Origin of the sequence: Sphingomonas sp. NCPPB 2930 (assembly GCF_042867205.1) — a bacterium.
Taxonomy (GTDB): domain Bacteria; phylum Pseudomonadota; class Alphaproteobacteria; order Sphingomonadales; family Sphingomonadaceae; genus Sphingomonas.
On the sequence record NZ_JBHZQU010000002.1, the window covers coordinates 407,732 to 426,297 of the forward strand.

An 18,566-nucleotide genomic window follows, 5' to 3' on the forward strand; every position below is an offset into this window, starting at 1 on the left:
GCCCAGGGGCATCGATGGACCCGTTTTGAAGAACACCGAACGATAGAGGAACATAGCGTGCGTCAACATCGCGTCGCCGTCGTGCAGGCTGGAACGACCCTGTTCGACACCCCCCATACGCTGGAGCGGATGGCCGCCCATTGCGAGGCCGCTAAACGTGACGGCGTCGAACTCGCGGTATTTCCGGAAGCCTATATCGGCGGCTATCCCAAGGGGCTGGACTTCGGCGCGCGCATCGGCTCGCGCACGGCCGAGGGGCGGGAGGATTATCTGCGCTACTGGCGCGCGGCGATCGAGATCGACGGGCCGGAAGTCCGTACGATCGGCGGCTTCGCAGCCGATATGAAGGCGAATCTGGTGACGGGCGTGATCGAGCGCGAGGGCGCCACGCTCTATTGCACTGCGCTGTTCTTCGGGCCCGATGGGGCGCTGATCGGCAAGCATCGCAAGCTGATGCCGACCGCCAGCGAACGGCTGGTCTGGGGGCAGGGCGACGGTTCGACGATCCCCGTTCTCCAGACGCCGGTCGGCCGGATCGGCTCGGCGATATGCTGGGAGAATTACATGCCGCTGTTGCGCCAGTCGATGTACGCGCGCGGCGTCGAAATCTGGTGTGCGCCGACGGTGGACGAGCGTGACATCTGGCAGGCGTCGATGCGCCACATCGCCTATGAGGGACGCATGTTCCTGCTCAGCGCGTGCCAATATATGACCCGCGCCGACGCGCCTGCGGACTATGCCGCATTCGCCGGGGAGGATGCGACGGCGGAATTGATCAAGGGCGGCAGCATCATCGTCAATCCGATGGGCGAGATCGTGGCGGGGCCGCTTCATGGCCGCGAAGGCGTGCTGGCCGCGACGATCGACCTGGATGACGTCGTGCGCGGGCGATATGATCTCGACGTGGCCGGTCACTATTCCCGGCCGGATGTGTTCGCGCTGCGTGTCGATGCGACGCCCCGGTCGGCGGTCTCCGTGGAAGCGGAGGACGGCGCTTCGCCCGCATGAGGCGTGGCGATCCGACATCGCGTCATGTCGGATCGCCATTCAGTATTGCGTCTTCTTTCCCTCTCCCCTGGACAGGGGAGAGGGTTAGCGAAGCTTGCCAGCCTGCTGGCTAGCGCAGCTTGGGTGAGGGGTTGAGCGAGCCTAAAGGCTCGCGCGCTCGCCAAGCGAGCGCCCACCCCTCACCCAGCTCCGACTAAGCCTTTGCTCTTGCAAAGACCAAGTCTGCGCAACCCTCTCCCCTCTGCGAGGGGCGAGGGAAGAGAAGGCATCGCCGAATGTCGATCGGCCTTAGTAGCCGACGGTGAAACGCCGCCGGATGTGGGCCGGAACCTCGAGTTCGTCGACGAGCGCGATCGCGTAATCCTCGAACGAGATGCTGCTGCCGTTCGCGTTGGTCAGGAGCGCGTCGCCGCCGAGCCGGAACGTCCCGGTCCGCTCGCCGGGGGCGAAGGCCGCCGAGGGCGACAGGAACGTCCAGTCGAGATCCGTCTCACCCCGCAGCTTGTCGAGGAACGCCGCCCCGGCCAGCGCCTCGTCGCGATAGGCGGCGGGGAAATCGGGGCTGTCGATCAGGCGCTGGCCCGGCGCGACCTCCAGGCTGCCCGCGCCGCCGACGACCAGATAGCGGCGCACGCCGGATGCCTTCACCGCATCGATCAGCGCGTCGGGGCCGCTGGCGAGGAAATGGACCGAGCTGATGACCGCGTCATGGCCGCGCAGCACGTCGGCCAGCGCCGCGCCGTCGTGCAGGTCGACACCGACCGCGCGGACACCCGGAGCGTTGGCGATCTTGGCGGTGTCGCGTGCGATCGCGGTCACCATGTGATTGCGGCGGACGAGTTCGGCAAGGATGCGCGAACCGGCATTGCCGGATGCACCGATTAAGGCGATATTCATGATGTTACGTCCCTTCTTGTGAAATTACGCCGCGCGGTCCAGCGCGGCCAGAGCGGTGAGCAGGCGATCGCCGCCCGCATAGATATCGTCCCCGCGAACGATGACGTGCCGACCGCCGACGATCGCGACCAGTTGCGGCACCCCGCTGATCCGCAGCGCCGCCATCGCCCGCTGCGTCTCGCCGATCCGCGCGTCGGTCCGGGCGTGCAGGTCCGCGTCGTGGCGCAGGCGATCGGCCAGCGCCGCGGCGTCGAGCGCGATTCCCGCCTGGTCTGCGACCGATGCGGCGATCCGCGCCACCACCATCGCGTCCGACGTATCCTCTCCGCCGACATAGCGAGCGACCTGCGCCTGATGCAGGAAGCGTGGCTCCAGGCCATGCTGCCACTCGCCCAGCGCCACCAGTGCATGGGTCAGGGCGGAGGAATCGAACACGCCGCTGGGCGCCTGGAGGACGCGCTGGTGATAGGCTTCGCTGAACGGCTGGCCCGTCATGCTCGCGATGCGCTGGTCGTTGTGCCAGGCATGATCCGCGATCGACGCGGTCGGCCGGGGCGCGGCGAACAGGCCGGACGGCATCATGGCCAGCCGGTCGCCCGCCTGCTCGGCGAGCGCGGCGAGGGCGGGCGCGCTGGCATAGCACCAGCCGCACAGCGGATCGAAGAAATAGCGGAACTGCATGTCGCCTATGCCGGTCATGGTCATCGTCCTGTGGCTCGGCAGCATAAGGCTGCCCTGTCGATGACGGAGATAGGCGGTCCGATGATCTGGATAAATCGGTACAAATCGTACACACTGTAAGTCCAAACAGGACAATCATGCGATGGACGCCCCCAATCTCAATCGCCTCCGCTATTTCACCGCGACGGTGGAGACGGGCTCCTTCACCCGCGCGGCAGAGCGGCTGGGCGTCGCCAAGACGGTCGTCAGCCATCAGGTCGCCCGTCTGGAGGAGGAACTGCGTGTCGCGCTGCTCAAGCGCACCACGCGCAAGCTGCACCTGACCGATGCCGGGCGGCGTTTCCACGAACGCGCGATGGCGATCCTGCGCGATGCGGACGATGCGTTCGCCGAGGCGGCGCAGGGGGTGGAGACGCCGACCGGCACCCTGACGGTGACGGCGCCCAGCGATTATGGCCGGGTGGTGGTCGCGCCCGCCATGGCGGCGTTCCTGGCGCGCTTTCCGGCTGTCCGGGCCGAGGTGACGTTCGACGACGCCGTCCTCGATCTGATCGATGCGGAGGTCGATGTGGCCATCCGGCTCGGCTGGTTGCCGGACAGCGGGTTGCAGATGCGTCGGCTGGGCAGCTTTCGCCAGTTGCTGGTCTGCACGCCCGGCATGGCGCGCCGCGCTGCGGATGCCCTGTCGCCGGACGCGCTTCAGGCGATGCCGTGGATCGGCAACCGGATGCTGCGGCATCCGCTCGACTGGACTTTTTCCCGCCAGGGGGAGGAGCGTCGCTGCACCGGGTCGCCCGTGGTCATGGCGGACAAGACGCCCGCCACCCATGCCTGTGTCCTGGCCGGGTGCGGGCTGGCCGTGCTGCCGGACTTCGTGGTTGCGGCGGACCTGGCGGCGGGACGGCTCGTCCATCTGCTTCCCCAATGGTCGCTGCCGGATGGGGGCGTCCATGCGGTCTTTCCCGAGGCGCGGTTCCGGTCGGCGCGGGTGCGGCATTTCATCGATGTGCTCGCGGAAATCGAGCGCAGGCGATCGGCCTAGCCCGGCTCAGCGGCCTGCGGTGCGGAAAATGGCACGCAGCGGCGCCAGCATGTTGCGATGGTCGACACGCGCGCGTTCGGGCGTTTGCCCCAGCCGGGCCGACAGCCGCCGATGCGCCGTGCCGAGCGCGTGATAGGGCACCGACGGCAACAGATGATGCAGCGCGTGATAGCGAAGACCGACCGGCGCCCAGAGCGCGGGCAGTAGCGCGGGGGGCGGCACATTGACTGAATCGAGATATTGCGCGGTCAGGCTCATCGGCGTGCCCGCCTCATTCTCCCACAGATGCGCGACGAGCGTGCGGAACTGGTTGATGACCGCCAGGCCCGAGCCAAGGATGAGAGCCAGCCCCGCCTGTGTCACGCCGACAGTTCCGGTGGCGACCAGCAGGATGACCGCGACGGCCCATGCGCCGGCCGCGATTTCGAGGCGGAGCCATTCGCGACGCGCCTGTCCTTGCGGCTCGGTCCGGCGAAAGGCCGGGTTGATCGCCAGCGCGGAATAGCGGGCGACGGTCGCCCGGCGCAGGCGGGCGCTGCCGATGCCGAGCGGCGCCAGCAGGCCGAAGCGGATCAGCAGGCCCAGCGGGGCCAACCCCGCCGCCACGAGGAAGAGGACCAGATGCTGCGGTCGCATCGAGGCCAGCGGCAGATATTCCGGGTCGCGCGTCGTGCCATAGATGGTTCGGGCATGATGCCGGACATGGACGTCGTCATAGAGGAAGGACGGGGTCAGCAACGGAATGCCGAACAGGAGATTCCAGGCAGCCGTGAACCCCGGAAGCTGCGACCGGCGGAGATGCGCGAGCTCGTGGATGAAGCTGAGCCCGCGATAAAAGGCGAGCATGGCGACCAGGCCCAGGACGATCGTCGCGCCGCCGAGCGGAAGCCGGATCACGCCCGCAAGGCTGGCATAGGCCACCATGGCGGTCAGCAGCAGGTCGGCCCAGTAGATGCGCGGATCGGGCCGCATGAGGTCGCGGCCGATCGCGGCGGCCGCCGCCAGCAATTCGCGATCCTCGGGGCGCTGCGCCGTCGGGTCATCCATGAAGCGTTTTCCAGCGCGAGACGAAGGCGGCCGCCCGGACGGCCACATCCCCGGCCGTGTCGCCGGGGCGGTAGAGCGCGCCGCCCAGCCCGAAGCCATCGGCACCCGCCGCGACATAACGGGCAAGGTCCTCGGGCTCGATGCCGCCCGTCGGGCAGAGCGGGACGCCGGGGCCGATCACCGTGCGGAACGCCTTCACCGCGCTCGGCGGGATCATCTCCGCCGGATAGAGTTTCAGCCCGTCGGCCCCGGCGTCCAGCGCCGCGAACGCCTCGGTGGGGGTCGCGACACCGGGCAGGGTGACGAGTCCGCGCGCACAGGCGGCGGCGATCAGCGCAGGATCGCCATGGGGCGTGACCATCAGGCGGCCCCCCGCCTCGATCAGCCGGTCGAGCTGGTCGATCCGGCGGACGGTCCCCGCGCCGACGATCGCGTTTTGTCCCCATCGCCTGGCCAGACGCGCGATGCTGTCGAACGGATCGGGCGAGGTGAGCGGCACCTCGATTAACCGGAAGCCCGCCTCGACCAGCACGTCGCCGACCGCCTCGACCTCCGTTGGCGTGATCCCGCGCAGGATCGCCACCAAGGGAAGGTCCGCCATGATCTCGGAAAAAAGAGTCTTCATGCCGCCGCCTCCATGTCGGTGGTCGGCCAGGTCGTATCGCCGGTCATGTCATTCGCTCCGTCGCAGCGTTCGGGATCAGGGGAGGAGCCAGTGGCGGATGAGGCTGGCGACGATGCCGAGCGTCAGCACGCTCGCCAGCCAGATCGCGGCCATCCAGCCGAGGCGGCGCCACAGCGGCGCGGGGGGCTGGCCGACCATCAGTGATAGCCCTCGGTGACGGTCTTCCCGCGAAACACATAATAGGCCCATGCCGTGTAGGTGATGATGATCGGCAGGATGAAGACGGTGCCGACCAGCATGAAGATCTGGCTCTTCTCCGGTGCGGCGGTGTCCCAGATGGTCAGCGCGCGGGGCACGATATAGGGGAACATGCTGATGCCCAGGCCGACAAAGCCCAGCGCGAACAGGATGAGCGTGACCAGGAAGGGCAATGTCTCGCGACCGCGCTTCAGGCTCCAGAAGAAGATGAAACCGAAGACGATCGTGGCCAGCGGCACCTGCGCGGTGAACAGGACGCCGGGCATCCGGAACCAGCGGTGCCAATAGTCGATCGCCAGGAACGGCGTCGCGGCACTGACCGCCGCCATCGCGACGAGCGTGGCGATGCCCAGGCGGAACGCCATGCGCCGCGCATGGTCCTGAACGTCGCCATGCGTCTTGCCGATCAGCCAGCTCGCACCCAGCAGGGCGTAACCCGCCAGCAGCGCGACGCCGGTTAACAGGCTGAAGGGCGACAACCAGTCGAACGAACCGCCCGCATAGGCCCGGCCCGCGACCCGGATGCCCTGCAACACCGCGCCCAGCATCACGCCCTGGGCCAGCGTCGCCACCACCGAACCGCCGCAAAAGGCGATGTCCCAAAAGGCCCGGTGCCGGGGATCGCGCCAGCGAAACTCGAAGGCGACGCCGCGAAAGATCAGGCCGAGCACCATCGCGATGACGAGCGGATAGGTGGCGGGCAGGATGATCGCATAGGCCAGCGGAAAGGCCGCCATCAGGCCGCCGCCGCCCAGCACCAGCCAGGTCTCGTTCCCGTCCCAGACCGGCGCGATCGAATTCATCGCCTGATCGCGCTCTTCGCCGACCTTCAGCGTCGGAAACAGGATGCCGATGCCCAGGTCGAAGCCGTCCATGACGACATAGGCGAACACGGCGAAGGCGATGATGAACGCCCAGATGGTGGCGAGATCATAATCGTAGAACATCGCCGGTCACTCCTTGTCGAGCGCGGGGGCGGGGGTGATGCCCGCCGCGCGTTGCGGGGTGGAGGCGGGCTCGGTCTCGTGCGCCTCCGGCGGCTTGGCCATCAGGCGGAGCAGGTAATAGGTGCCCGCCCCGAAGACGACGAAATAGACGACCACGAAGGTCAGCAGCGACGTGGCGACCGCCGATGCCCTGAGCGGCGAATGCGATTGTGCGGTCAGCAGATAGCCATAGACGGTGAAGGGCTGGCGGCCGACCTCGGTCGTGATCCAGCCCGCGATCACCGCGACGAAGCCGGACGGCCCCATGGCGATCGCCAGACGGTGCAGCGGCGTCCAGTCATAGAGCTTGCGACGGAACCGGGCCGCCAGGCTGGCCAGCCCCAGCAACAGCATGACCATGCCCAGCCCGACCATCACGCGAAACGACCAGAACAGGATCGCCACGGGCGGCTCGCGGTCGTCGGCAACGGTGTCCAGACCGGCGAGCGGCGCGTTCCAATCGTGCTTCAGGACGAGCGAGGACGCCTTGGGCACCTCTATCGCATAGTCGATATGCTTCGTGGCCGGGTTCGGAATGCCGAACAGGATCAGCGGCGCGCCGTCGGGATGGCTGTCATAATGACCCTCCATCGCCATGATCTTGGCCGGCTGATGCTCCAGCGTGTTCAGCCCGTGCGCGTCGCCCGCCAGGATCTGGGCGGGGGCGGCGATCGCGACCATCCACATCGCCATCGAGAACATCTTGCGCGCGCCCGGATTGGTCCGGTCCTTCAGCAGGTGCCAGCCGCCCACCGCGCCGACGACGAGCGAGGTGGTGAGATAGGCGGCGATGACGACGTGCAGCAGGCGATAGGGGAAGCTGGGGTTGAAGATGATCGGAAGCCACGATCCGGCGGGGACGAACTGCCCCTGCGCGTTGATCGCGAACCCGGTCGGGGTGTGCATCCAGCTGTTGGTGCTGATGATCCAGGTGGCGGAAATGAAGGTGCCGAGCGCCACCATGCAGGTCGCGAAGAAGTGAAGCCGCGGCCCGACCTTGGTGATGCCGAACAGCATGACGCCCAGGAACCCCGCCTCCAGAAAGAAGGCGGTCAGCACCTCATAGGCCATGAGCGGGCCGACGATGGGCCCCGCCTTTTCGGAGAAGACCGACCAGTTGGTGCCGAACTGGTAGGACATGACGATCCCCGACACCACGCCCATGCCGAAGGCCACGGCGAAGATCTTCAGCCAATAGCGATAGAGATTGGCATAGACGCCGCGCCCGGTCCGCAGCCAAAGCCCCTCCAGCACCATCAGGAAACTGGCCAGCCCGATCGAAAAGGCCGGGAATATGAAGTGGAAGGAAACCGTGAACGCGAATTGCGCACGGGCCAGTAACAGGGCTTGGTCACCCATGGCGAACTCCTTGTCTCGGGCGCGCCGTCGGGGCGCGTGACAACACGGCATGGCTTTCGCCACGCGGCAAAGAAAATGCGTCGGTGCGTTCGGTCCGGCGGACCGGATCGGATCAAATCAACTCAGATCAGCGATATCTTTCGCGTGGCGTCCGGCGCGATCATCGCACCGAGCAATCGCAGGCCCCGCTCCAGCCGGTCGTGGGACAGCATCCCGCCGATCGACACCCGCAGCGCCGAGGACACCGCCGAACGATCGACCGCAAAGGCCTCGCCGGGAATGGCCGACAGGCCATGCGGACGGACCGTCTGCGCGATCAATCCGGCGTCGGCATCGGCGGGCAGGGGAACCCACAGATGATAGCCTTCGTCCTGCATATGATAGCTTCCCTTGGGCAGGCATTTGCGCACCATCGCCTGGCGGGCCTGCGCCTCCCTTCGCACCGCCGCCACCAGGCGCGCGAAGGTGTCGCCGCCCGCCCAGTCCGCGACCGCTGCGGCATTGAGGGGCGGGGCCATGATCGCGGTTTCGTGCATGTCCGCCGCCAGTCGCCAGGCCTTGGCGATGTCCGGCACATGCAGCCAGGCGACGCGCAGGCCCGGCGACAGGATTTTCGACACGCTGGCGATATGCCATGTCCGGTCGGGGGCAAAGGATGCGATTGGCGCGAGCGGCCGTTCCGGCAACAGTCCATAGGCGTCGTCCTCGATCACCATCAGTCCGTGCCGCTCCGCCACCTCGGCGACGGCGCGGCGACGATCCAGGCCCATCGTCGCGGTCGTCGGATTGTCATTGGTCGGCACGATATAGACGGCGCGTATCGTCCCCGCGCGGCAGGCGGCGTCCAGCGCGTCCGGGAGCATCCCCTGGGCATCCACCGCAACCGGCTGGAGCAGCACGCCGTAGCGCCGCGCCAGCGCCAGGAGGCCCGGATAGGCGAACGGCGCCACCGCCACGCGATCGCCCGCCACCAGCTCGGCCCCGAAAAACGCGTGCAGCGCCTGTTGGCCACCGGCGGCGAGCAGCACCATGTCCTCCTGCGTGGCGATGCCGCGCCGCCGCAGCAACGCCGCCCCGGCTTCGCGCAGCGACGGCAGGCCGCCGGTCGGCTGATACTGGAACAGCGCGCCGCCGTCCGGCCCGCCGAGCAGGGCGGCGGTCGTCTGGCGAAAGGCATCGACCAGCTCTCCACCGGGGAGCTCGGGCGGCGCATTCATGCCCGGATCGATCCGCTCGACCAAAGGAGGCCGCGCCATGTCGGGTGCGGCCGATCGGACGGGCTGTTCGCGCACGAAGCTGCCCCGGCGGCCGTCCCCCTCGATCAGTCCGAGCCGCTGCGCCTCGCCATAGGCCCGCGTCACCGTCGTCAGGTCGACCCCCAGCGTCTCCGCCAGCGCGCGTTGCGGCGGCAGGCGGTCCCCCGGTCCCAGCATTCCGGCCTCGATATCGCGGGCCAGCGCGTCCGCAATCGCCAGATATTTGGGTCCGGATGACGAATCGATATCGGGTGTCCAGCTTTGCATGGGGATTTCTTTATTCTTCTATCCATGCAATGTCCATGCATAATTCATGGGCTGGACATTTTGTGCGGTCAGTCGCGGTGCAGCTCGAACGCCTCACGGCCCGCCAGCGCGGCGCGAGCCATGGCGCCACCGTCATGCACGGCCAGCGGTTCGCTATGCGGGTGTGCTTCCCACAGGGTTTCGTCGGCATAGCATCGCAGGGCGCGTTCCAGCCGCTGGACCTTTGCGGCCATGCCGCAGAGCGCAAGAAGCGCGACGCGGACTTCCGGGAAATCGTCTCCGCCGCCCGCCCGGATGATCCGCGCATCCTCGTGCCGACCGAGGCTTTCCAGCAGCTGTGCCGCCGCGCGACGGGCCTCCTCCCGCAATTCGCCGGTCACCCGGTCAGTCGCCAAAGCGGTTGTCATCCCGTCCATCCATCCGGTTCCAAAGCGTTTCGGTGCCCGCCTCCACCGACCGGTTCACATATTGCGATGCGACCAGCCACCCCTTGATCGGACGCAGCGGCAGGAGGCAGCCGAGCAGCATCAGCGGCATGGAGGTCAGCAGATGGACCCACCAGGGCGGGCTATAGGCGACCTGTATCCACACCACCACGAAGGTCAGCGGGAACGCGACGATGCACAGCGAGAAGAAGGCCGGCCCGTCATCGGGGGCGGCAAAGCGATAGTTCAGGCCGCAGCATTCGCATTGGGGCGCGAGCTTCAACCAGGACGCGAACATCCGGCCCTGGCCGCATCGGGGGCAGAGCCCCTTCCAGCCACTCTTCAGGATCCGGCGAAAGCCGTCGGAAAGGATATTTGCAGGCATAGGAGCACCATCGCATGGTCGTTTATCCATGCATAATGCATTATGTCTGGTTTGTCGAATCTTATGTATGGCTGGACGGATTTCCCCCACGCCGGTCGCAAGCCGCTCGCGTCAGGTCGCCGACCGGCGGATCGGCCTCGCTGCCACTGTCATCTTCTGGATGGGATCAAGGAGTCTGGATCCAAGGGGGCGAACGGGACCTGCATCCACTTGGCGATCACCCCTCGAAATTATCGGGACGCCATCGCCAAGTGGGTGCAAATCATAAACCCTGGCCCTAACGCGCCGGCACGCCGACGATAATGGGTGCGGGGGTGCTCAGCGGCGGCGGTTCGCCTCCTCCCACAAAGCGGAACAATTCTGCCATCTTCTGCAATACCCGGAGGCCGCTGACCTGTTTCTGCGTATAGTTCGAAAGCTGGTTCTGCTTCGCTTGAAATAGAGCCTGCTGGCTATCGAGCAGATCGAACACGGACCGCTGACCGGATCGAAACTGTTCGCGGTAGAGCGTTACCACCTTTTGAGCAGCATCGATCTGTGACTCGATCGTCGTCATTTTCTCATTGGCTGCCTTGAGCGACTGGAAATCGACTCTCAGATCCTGTTCGACGTCACGCCGAACTTTCAGCAACTGGTAATCCGCCTCGCGCAGCCTTGCTTCGATCCTGCGTTTCAGCGCCATGTCCGCGCCACCGTTAAGCAGATTGTAGCTGATCGTGACGACGGCGCGAGCATCGTCGGCGCGTCCCGTGCGACCGAGGACCTCGTAGCGATGGTTGCCTTGGAGATCGAGGCCGATGCGCGGGAAGAAATTGCCTTTTTGACTGGCAAGCTGACGCTCGATCGAGCGGCGATCCTGGCTCGCCTGCGCCAGATCGGGGTTTCGCTGTTCGATCACATCGACGGCGGAATCGGGGTTGGGCGGCAGGGCGGAGTCGACGGGTGGCAGATCGGTCGCCCGGTCGGGAAGGCGCCCTGTCAAACGGCGATAGGCTTCGCGCTGTTGTTGAAGCTGACTCTGCGCGTCGAGCAGCAACTGTTGAAGATTGTCCTGTCGGACCTGTGCGCGGCTGACATCCGCGCTGGTCGTAAGGCCCAGATCCTTCTGCACCGCGATCATCTTGGACATTTTCGCTTGCGTCTCGATCTCTTCGCCGATCAGGTCGACAAGCTTCTGCTTTTCCAGAACGCCGAGATAGGCGGATGATATTTCGAACGATATCTGTTCGATCTTCTTGCGCGTGCCCCATCGCGCACTGGCATAAGCGGCGTTGGCACGCTTGATGTCATTGATCGTGACACCGAAGTCCCATAGGTTCTGATGAATATTCAGCACGCCCTCGCGTCGCTGGAGCAGCGAGTCGCTAGCCGCATTCGGTTGGACATATTCGGGACCGCTGGCCAACGTCATGTCGACCCGGGGAAGATATGCCGCGCGTGCTTCGTTCACGCCATATTTTGCGTCGTCCTGCTGCGCGAGGGCGATCTGGATATCCGGGTTCTGCTTGAGCGACGCGACGATGGCGTCACGGAGCGACTCCTTCGCCACGGCACTCGGCTGAGCATCAGGCTGAACGGTGGTCGTGGGGGCGGCGGCGGCGGCGCTGCGCCTCCCGCCTTGCTTATTCGGAGAGCGTGGCTCCGCGCCACCGGCCTGTGCGGCTATCGCAATTGCAACCCCAAGAACAAGCCCGTTCCCGGCATACCACGACGGCTTGGATTTATTCGTCATTGTCGCATTCCCCCCGGAAAGAAAGATTGGTGGATCATCGTTATTCGCGGAAAGCCCCATCCCGCACGCGGATCAGAGGCCCCAAAATATAGCTGAGCACCGTCTGGTGACCGGACCGGATGTCTACTTCTGCGGTCATGCCAGGCAGCACGGGCTTTGTTTTGTCGAACCGGCGTGTATCGGCGCGCAGTCGTACCCGATAATAAAGCTCGCCCTTGGGATCTTGCAGGGCATCGGCGGAAATATCCTCGACCCTGGCATCGAGCCCGCCGAAGATGGTGGAATCATACGCGCTGATCTTCACGACCGCCGGTAGGCCAATCCAGATGTTGCCGCGGTCGCGCGGCGAAACGCGCGCTTCGATCATCACGGCGTCGTCGACGGGCACGATCTCGACAAGAGGCTCGCCCGGCTTGGCGATGCCGCCCAGGGTCTGGACAAGCAGCTTGTTGACATAGCCGTCGGTCGGGGCGCGAACCTCCTCGCGAAAATTGCGATCCTGAAAGGCGTTGAGCGCGTGCCCGGCCTTGGTCATTTCCAGTCTCAGGGTCGCGGCTTTTTCGCGGGTGTCGGACAGATATTTCGTCCAGGCTTCGCCGCGCTTCGCCGTCGCCTCCGCAAGCCCGGCCTGGGATTTGGGAATTGACGTGATCGTATCGGAGATACGGGTGCGGACCTGCTGCAGTTCGCCCTGTTTCTCGAGCACGGCATTTTCCGACACCGCTTCGGATGCCAGGGCACGCCGCAGCCGCTCCAGTTGCGTTTCGACCGTGCCCTCTTCTTTGCGAAGGCTGGCCAGTCGCGCCGTGGAACTTGCGATGTCGGCACGGAAACCCTGGATTTGATGGTCGTATACGCTGATTTGCTGCTGAATATCGGCGCGCTGGGACGCAAAGAATGCCTCTTCCGACCGAGCGATATCAGGAGCCAATCGTGCCAGTTCGGGCGGCGCAGTAAAATGATCTGCGCCGGATGCTTCGGCTTCAAGGCGAAGGATGCTGATATGTTTCGCCGCAACGTCGGTCTGTGCGTTGTCGAGTTCGGCGTTCGATTGCTGGTTGGATAGGCGCAGAAGGATATCGCCCTTGTGGACGCGTTGTCCTTCGCGAACCAGGATTTGCTTCACGATCCCGCCTTCCAAATGCTGGACCACCTGGTTTTGGATCGAGGGCAGGACGCGACCGGTGCCACGCGTGACCTTGTCGATTTGGAACAGCGCCGCCCATAGCAGGAGGCTCGCAAGAGCAACGGCCAGCACTTTCAAGATGTTGAAAGACTTGGAGGTTTCAATCCTTGCACTCCAAGGTTGAAGTCCGTCTATCCTTGTAAAATTTAGGTTTTCCTGCGTTAAACCGCCATCGGCGCGGAATATCCTGCTGCTAGAGCATGATAAAATAGTCAGAAATCGAGTCATGCGTCTTAGCATTGTTCGAATATGCCCTTGCGGTATCCTGTTTGCCTGTGATTTACGCTTAATATATAAAAAGAATGTAGATGTGGAGATGCAATGAGGGAATCGTGCTTGTTATGAGGAAGCGAAAGTCATACTTTCAAATGGTTATCGCGACTGTGATGCGGAGTCGCGTGAGCTTCCAGGGCACGAAACTTAACGGCGTTGTTCGGCTTGGGCTGGTTGATGCAATTGTAAAAATTGCCGAAAATTCGGGTATTACTGTCGGCTCTGTCGATCTGAGCGCGTCACTGCCGATGAGCGGTGGTGATCTCGATGCCCGGTTCGCACCGTTCGCATGCGCGCGCGTGGATCTGGACGCCAGATGGGAACGGCGCAACGTGCGGAAGCTGACCGAGGCGCATCTGCCTGCGGTGCTTTGCCTGATCGATGGGGGCTATCTGGTCGCCAGGTCGAAATCCAGCGCCGGAGAATTGACGATAATCGACGGTACGGGCGAACGACTTGTCCCGATCGATGAGGTTGCCGCAGCGACCACCGATCAGATGCTGATCGTGGGCCATGTCGATTCCGTCAACGGTAGTTTGGCCTGCGACCAGCGTGAACGCATACGTGCCAATCCCCGCACTTGGCTGTTCTCATGTTTCCTTTCGGAACGGCGAAATTTTGCGCAATTGTTGCTGGCCGCGTTGCTGCTCAACATGTGCGCTTTCTCCATCCCATTGTATATGCGGGCCATTTACGATCGGGTGGTGCCGAACCTGGCCGTCGATACCCTGTGGGCGCTCTCTTTCGGCGCTCTGCTCATCCTGGTCTTCGAATGCCTGTTCAAGCAGACGCGGTCGGTTTTCATCGACGCGATCGGTCTGCGCGTCGGTCAGGGCATACAGCATCGCGCCATGGCCTCGGTGTTGCACGCGCGGATCGACAAGTCGAACTGGACCGTCGGAAGCCTGATGACGGCGCTTCGCGATATCGAATCGATGGCGATGCTTGCACCGCATGCGGCGGCCACTTTCTGCGTGGAAATTCCCTTTTTCTTCGCCTTCCTTGCCCTGATTGCCATGATCGGCGGCTGGGTGGCGGTGGTGCCGCTATTCGGCGCGCTTGCGATGTCCCTGATCGGACTGGCCTCGGCCTATGGACTGAAGTTCGGCAGCCATCGGTCCAGCAAGTTGGTGCAGGCGCGCAGCAACCTGGTCGCCGACGTCGTCGGCAGCCTCCATACGATCAAGAGCAATCAGGCCGAAGGGCGCTTTCTGCGCCGATGGGATATCCTCTCCGACCATGTCGGCATGAATGGCAAGGCCACCCGTCATTGGCAGGAGATTCCGGCGGTCGCCTCGGCCTTTATCGTCCAGGCGGTGACGATCGGGATCGTCGTCATCAGCATCTATCAAATCCGCGCCGGGGTGATGACTGCTGGTGCGCTGATCGCCTGCAACATGTTGGCGGGTCGCGCCATGGGCCTTGTCTCGTCGGCGATCGGAATCATCGGCAAGGGCTATCAGAGTCTGACGCAATTCGGGGCGCTCGCCAATCTCCTGGCGCTCGAGCCAGAGGTCGAAACGTCGGACATGGCAGTCAAAGCCCGTCCCTTTGTCGGGCAATTGGCCTTCGAGAATGCAGGCTATGCCTATCCCGATACAAGTGCGTCGGTTCTGCATGACATAAACCTGGAGATTAGGCCTGGCGAGAAGATCGGGATCATCGGGCTGGCCGGCTCCGGCAAATCCACGCTGCTCAAACTGCTAGGGGGCCTGGTCGCGCCCACTTCAGGCGCGTTCCTGATCGATGGTCATGCCGTAGAGCAATATGCGGCCTCTCTACTGCGGGAGAACATCGCTTTCGCAACGCAGGATGCAACGCTTTTCGACGATACGATCTATGAGAATATCGTGCTGGGGCGTGCGGCTCCCGATCCGGCATTGCTGGAGCGGGCCCTGAAGACTTCGGGCGTCCATCAGTTCGTCACCCAGTCGAAGGAGGGCCTGAGCCGCACGGTTGGCGGCGGGGGCTGCCGGCTTTCCGGTGGTCAGCGCCAGGCGGTGGTGCTGGCGCGTGCCTTCATGCGCGACCCCCGCATCCTGTTGTTGGACGAACCCACCGCATCGATGGACATCGATGGGGAACAGGCCGTGATCCGCGGACTGCGGGAATTCAGCACCGACCGGACATTGGTCATCGCCACCCATCGGTTCGCCGTGCTCGACCTCGTGGACCGGGTACTTTGGATGGAGAACGGACGCATCCTGGCCGATCAACCCAGGGACCAGCTTCTGGCGCACCTGCGCCAGCGTCAGACGGCACGCGCCGCGTGAAGGGCGCCATTCACGGGCAAGCAACCGGACAATCAGGGAAAGGGGTAACGTGGCAGGGGCATCTGAAGACGGCGAAGTCAATCACTGGCCGGCATTCGTGGACGTACTGACCGCGGTGATCATGGTCGTGACCTTTCTGCTGGTCATCATGAGTGCGGCGGTCATGGAACTGTCCAAGCGGACGGTTCAGGTCATGCAGCAGAAGATCAATGAGATGCAGCAGAGCAGCGGGCAGCGGGCGGTGGCAGGGGAAACGGCACCGACGGCGAGCAACCCTGCGAACAAGGCGGCCAGCCGGGGTGTCGAGGGCATGCGGCCTGTCCAATCCCCGTCCGATGCGGCTTCGGGCAGTTCCATCGCGCAGCTCGGCTCTCCGCTGATGTCTGAGACCGCGACGAACGGAAAGGATCAGTTGTCCATCCTGACCCGGGATACGCCCGATACGATGCGGATCGCTGCCAAGTCGACGGAGCGGCCCAGCGAGACAAAGGGCATGCGCATCACCACCGCCTCGACGCTCCTGCGGGTCGACTTCGATCCGAACGCTGTTCGATACACCGATGAGGACGCGGCGAAGGTGCAGTCTTTCCTGAAAGGCGCGGCACAGCCAGGCCGGAAATATGGGATCTGGTCGTTGGTCAGCAGTACCGGGGCGATCTCCGAGCCGATGCGGATCGCATATTATCGGGCTGCGGCGACCCGCAACCTGCTGATCCAGGCCGGTATCAAGCCCGATGATATCGTCACGGAAACCCGCGTGGTGGACCCCAAGTCCGATGACGCGAACTCCGTCCGCATCGTCGTCAAGAATTGAGGGGCATGGCCATGAAACGCCAGATACGCGACGAACTCATCAAGATGTCGGCGGTCATGACGATCATGATCGGCGTCGGCGTCTATGCGCACGACTTCGTCATCGCGGGCATCAAGGCCAAGATGGCGCTGAACCTGTCGATATTTGCGTTGTTTTCCGTCGCAGCGATCATCGCCTTCCGCAACGTCCTGGCGCTGAGCAACGAAGTGCAGGCCCTGCGCGCGCTGCAACAGAGCAGCGCGATCCTGGAGGCGGACGACAGCGTCTACGAAACGCCCGCGAGCATCTTCCATGAGCCGCACCTGCTGGGACAGGGCTATCGCCTGATCGCGGAACAGCTCGCCAAGGACGGGGTCGTCAATCTGCCGTCCAAGGTGGCGGAATCGCTCGTCCACAGCGTCGACCAGCGCATCAACGAACAGAAGTCGGTCATTCTCTACTTCTCGGGCCTGATGGTCTTCATGGGCCTGATCGGCGCGTTCATGGGCCTGATGCATACGGTCGGGTCGGTGGGTGACCTGATTGGGGGTATGGATGTCTCCGGCACGGCGGGCGGCGACAGCTTCGGCAAGATGATCGAAGGCATGAAGGCCCCGCTGCGCGGTATGTCGGTGGGTTTCAGTTCTTCGCTCTTCGGCCTGTCCACATCGATGGTGCTTGGTGCGCTCGAGCGTTGCATGACCAAGGCGGCCAAGTCGCTGAGGGACGATTATGAGCATTGGCTGTCGAGCGTCACGACCCTCGAAGGTGCCACGGAAGTGGAGTCGCGAGGCGTAGTCGGGGCCGGGGCTCCTTCATTGGTGCGCGCGATGGACGTGGCAGCGCGTCAATTGTCGACCTTGCACCAGGCGGTGGAGCAGGGGCAGCGGAATGACCTCGGGATACAGGTGACATTGTCCCGTCTGCACGACGCCATGGCCGACCTGTCGAACATGGTGGCACGCGTTACCGACCCCACACCGCTGCTTCAGCCGATCGCCGATGTCGTGGCCGATCTGGGGCGGCACCAGGTTCGGTTGGCGGCCGATATGGAATTGCTCTTCGCTGAGGTTCGGTTCGACCGCGCCCACTTGCATGACGTGATGACGTCGCTGCGCGAAATGGCCTGGCAGCAGCGTCATGCCGAGAATGAACGCGAGGATCGTATCGTCCGAACGCTCGACCAGATTCTCGCATGCGGGGAAGCTTTGCTCGATCGGGAACCCGTAACCCTGCAATGGCCGGTCATGAAGGACGATGCATCCACGCGCTTCGATGCGCGAATGCTGCATCATCGTCTTCTGGCGGCTTTTGGCAGACGCCGGGACGAAATCCGGACGAAGCGTGACTATCGCCGGTTCGCCATCGAGATCCGGGAGACGATGGAACGGCAATATCGTCTCCAAGAGGAATTGCAGCGGGAGGTCGCCCGGTTTCGGAATGCCGTCTCGGCCGACCGCGTCAAGGCGGCCACGCTTCTCGATGCGCTGGCGCAGGAAAGCGAACGTCTTTCCGCACTGGCCGGGATGATCGAAGCCAGCGGAATGGCGGCGACCGTGCGGGGCGAGCTTGAGCATGCCCGTGCGCATATGAATGTTCTGACCGCACGTGCGGAGCGTCTGCGTGACGACATCACCGAGACGCGTATCAACGAAAATCTGGGGAAAAATTGATGGGCATGTCTCGCGCCAAGGCGGTCGTCTGGAAAGTCTTCCACCGGGATTATGCCGCCGCACGATCTCAGCGTCGGCTCGAATGTCGGCTGGATGCCAGTCTGACACTGATCGAGAGCGGTATCGTTCTGAAAGGAAAGATACTGGATATTGCCAGCAAAGGGGCCTTGTTTCGTCCGCCGCAAGTCTATCTCCTCAATCGCGCGGGAGGCTTTGTGCGATTGTCGGTAGGAGAAAGTGTCGTGGAAGGTGTGATCGTAAACACCACCCCGCGCGGCTATGGCGTTCATTTCAGGGAGATGTTGTCACTCGACGCGATCATATCCTGATCCGAGTCGAAGGCGGCGTCTTCTCCAAAAGCCTATTGCATTACACGGGCGGCATTGTCGGAATGATGACG

Annotated in this window: 18 protein-coding genes; 6 read left to right on the forward strand and 12 right to left on the reverse strand. The window is 64.1% G+C overall.

Annotation, left to right across the window (positions count from 1 at the left end; genetic code table 11):
• The first annotated feature begins 57 nt into the window (after positions 1 to 57).
• The gene (locus ACFX59_RS05120) at positions 58 to 1,008 is read left to right on the forward strand and encodes a carbon-nitrogen hydrolase family protein (protein WP_387430224.1); all 951 of its coding nucleotides are present in this window, start codon (positions 58 to 60) and stop codon (positions 1,006 to 1,008) included.
• A 288-nt stretch (positions 1,009 to 1,296) separates the two neighbouring features.
• Here the strand turns inward: ACFX59_RS05120 and ACFX59_RS05125 are convergent, their stop codons facing one another.
• Both ACFX59_RS05125 and ACFX59_RS05130 read right to left on the reverse strand, forming a co-directional pair.
• On the reverse strand, positions 1,297 to 1,905 hold the full coding sequence (locus tag ACFX59_RS05125) for an NAD(P)-dependent oxidoreductase (RefSeq protein WP_387430226.1): 609 nt from the start codon (positions 1,903 to 1,905) through the stop codon (positions 1,297 to 1,299).
• A 24-nt stretch (positions 1,906 to 1,929) separates the two neighbouring features.
• Positions 1,930 to 2,604 carry a DsbA family protein gene (locus tag ACFX59_RS05130; RefSeq protein WP_387430228.1) on the reverse strand — a complete coding sequence of 225 codons (675 nt, stop codon included), beginning with the start codon at positions 2,602 to 2,604 and terminating at the stop codon, positions 1,930 to 1,932.
• Between the two features lie 124 nt (positions 2,605 to 2,728).
• On the opposite strand from ACFX59_RS05130, the gene ACFX59_RS05135 reads away from it, so the two are divergent.
• Complete coding sequence (locus ACFX59_RS05135; RefSeq protein ID WP_387430230.1) at positions 2,729 to 3,628, forward strand: LysR substrate-binding domain-containing protein; 900 nt, start codon at positions 2,729 to 2,731, stop codon at positions 3,626 to 3,628.
• A 6-nt stretch (positions 3,629 to 3,634) separates the two neighbouring features.
• Here ACFX59_RS05135 and ACFX59_RS05140 read toward each other — a convergent pair whose 3' ends face one another.
• The 10 genes from ACFX59_RS05140 to ACFX59_RS05185 all read right to left on the reverse strand — a co-directional run bounded on the left by ACFX59_RS05140 (position 3,635) and on the right by ACFX59_RS05185 (position 13,382).
• Complete coding sequence (locus ACFX59_RS05140) at positions 3,635 to 4,675, reverse strand: fatty acid desaturase family protein (RefSeq protein WP_387430232.1); 1,041 nt, start codon at positions 4,673 to 4,675, stop codon at positions 3,635 to 3,637.
• The gene (locus tag ACFX59_RS05145; RefSeq protein WP_387430234.1) at positions 4,668 to 5,300 is read right to left on the reverse strand and encodes a 2-dehydro-3-deoxy-6-phosphogalactonate aldolase; all 633 of its coding nucleotides are present in this window, start codon (positions 5,298 to 5,300) and stop codon (positions 4,668 to 4,670) included. The genes ACFX59_RS05140 and ACFX59_RS05145 overlap by 8 nt, the downstream gene beginning before the upstream one ends.
• A 75-nt stretch (positions 5,301 to 5,375) precedes the next feature.
• Entirely contained in the window at positions 5,376 to 5,498 is a 123-nt protein-coding gene (locus ACFX59_RS05150) for a DUF2474 domain-containing protein (RefSeq protein WP_307104322.1), read from the reverse strand.
• Complete coding sequence (cydB, locus tag ACFX59_RS05155; RefSeq protein WP_309703970.1) at positions 5,498 to 6,505, reverse strand: cytochrome d ubiquinol oxidase subunit II; 1,008 nt, start codon at positions 6,503 to 6,505, stop codon at positions 5,498 to 5,500. The genes ACFX59_RS05150 and cydB overlap by 1 nt, the downstream gene beginning before the upstream one ends.
• A gap of 6 nt (positions 6,506 to 6,511) precedes the next feature.
• Positions 6,512 to 7,903, reverse strand: coding sequence for a cytochrome ubiquinol oxidase subunit I (locus tag ACFX59_RS05160; RefSeq protein ID WP_387430237.1), 1,392 nt, complete (start codon positions 7,901 to 7,903; stop codon positions 6,512 to 6,514).
• Between the two features lie 122 nt (positions 7,904 to 8,025).
• Complete coding sequence (locus tag ACFX59_RS05165; RefSeq protein WP_387430239.1) at positions 8,026 to 9,426, reverse strand: PLP-dependent aminotransferase family protein; 1,401 nt, start codon at positions 9,424 to 9,426, stop codon at positions 8,026 to 8,028.
• 68 nt (positions 9,427 to 9,494) lie between these two features.
• The gene (locus ACFX59_RS05170) at positions 9,495 to 9,833 is read right to left on the reverse strand and encodes a hypothetical protein (protein WP_387430241.1); all 339 of its coding nucleotides are present in this window, start codon (positions 9,831 to 9,833) and stop codon (positions 9,495 to 9,497) included.
• Positions 9,811 to 10,236 (reverse strand): DUF983 domain-containing protein, encoded by a 426-nt coding sequence (locus ACFX59_RS05175; protein ID WP_387430243.1) that lies wholly within the window; start codon positions 10,234 to 10,236, stop codon positions 9,811 to 9,813. The genes ACFX59_RS05170 and ACFX59_RS05175 overlap by 23 nt, the downstream gene beginning before the upstream one ends.
• A 277-nt stretch (positions 10,237 to 10,513) precedes the next feature.
• Positions 10,514 to 11,968 carry a TolC family protein gene (locus ACFX59_RS05180; protein WP_387430245.1) on the reverse strand — a complete coding sequence of 485 codons (1,455 nt, stop codon included), beginning with the start codon at positions 11,966 to 11,968 and terminating at the stop codon, positions 10,514 to 10,516.
• 40 nt (positions 11,969 to 12,008) lie between these two features.
• Positions 12,009 to 13,382 (reverse strand): HlyD family type I secretion periplasmic adaptor subunit, encoded by a 1,374-nt coding sequence (locus tag ACFX59_RS05185; RefSeq protein ID WP_387430247.1) that lies wholly within the window; start codon positions 13,380 to 13,382, stop codon positions 12,009 to 12,011.
• A gap of 170 nt (positions 13,383 to 13,552) precedes the next feature.
• Here ACFX59_RS05185 and ACFX59_RS05190 point away from each other — a divergent pair, with 170 nt between their 5' ends.
• The 4 genes from ACFX59_RS05190 to ACFX59_RS05205 are packed head-to-tail and all read left to right on the forward strand — an operon-like array spanning position 13,553 to position 18,495.
• Positions 13,553 to 15,700, forward strand: a complete 2,148-nt coding sequence (locus ACFX59_RS05190) for an ATP-binding cassette domain-containing protein (protein ID WP_387430249.1) — start codon at positions 13,553 to 13,555, stop codon at positions 15,698 to 15,700.
• Between the two features lie 49 nt (positions 15,701 to 15,749).
• Positions 15,750 to 16,514, forward strand: a complete 765-nt coding sequence (locus ACFX59_RS05195) for a hypothetical protein (RefSeq protein WP_387430251.1) — start codon at positions 15,750 to 15,752, stop codon at positions 16,512 to 16,514.
• 5 nt (positions 16,515 to 16,519) lie between these two features.
• The gene (locus ACFX59_RS05200) at positions 16,520 to 18,166 is read left to right on the forward strand and encodes a hypothetical protein (protein WP_309694168.1); all 1,647 of its coding nucleotides are present in this window, start codon (positions 16,520 to 16,522) and stop codon (positions 18,164 to 18,166) included.
• A 5-nt stretch (positions 18,167 to 18,171) separates the two neighbouring features.
• Positions 18,172 to 18,495 carry a PilZ domain-containing protein gene (locus ACFX59_RS05205; protein ID WP_309694170.1) on the forward strand — a complete coding sequence of 108 codons (324 nt, stop codon included), beginning with the start codon at positions 18,172 to 18,174 and terminating at the stop codon, positions 18,493 to 18,495.
• Positions 18,496 to 18,566: the final 71 nt, after the last annotated feature.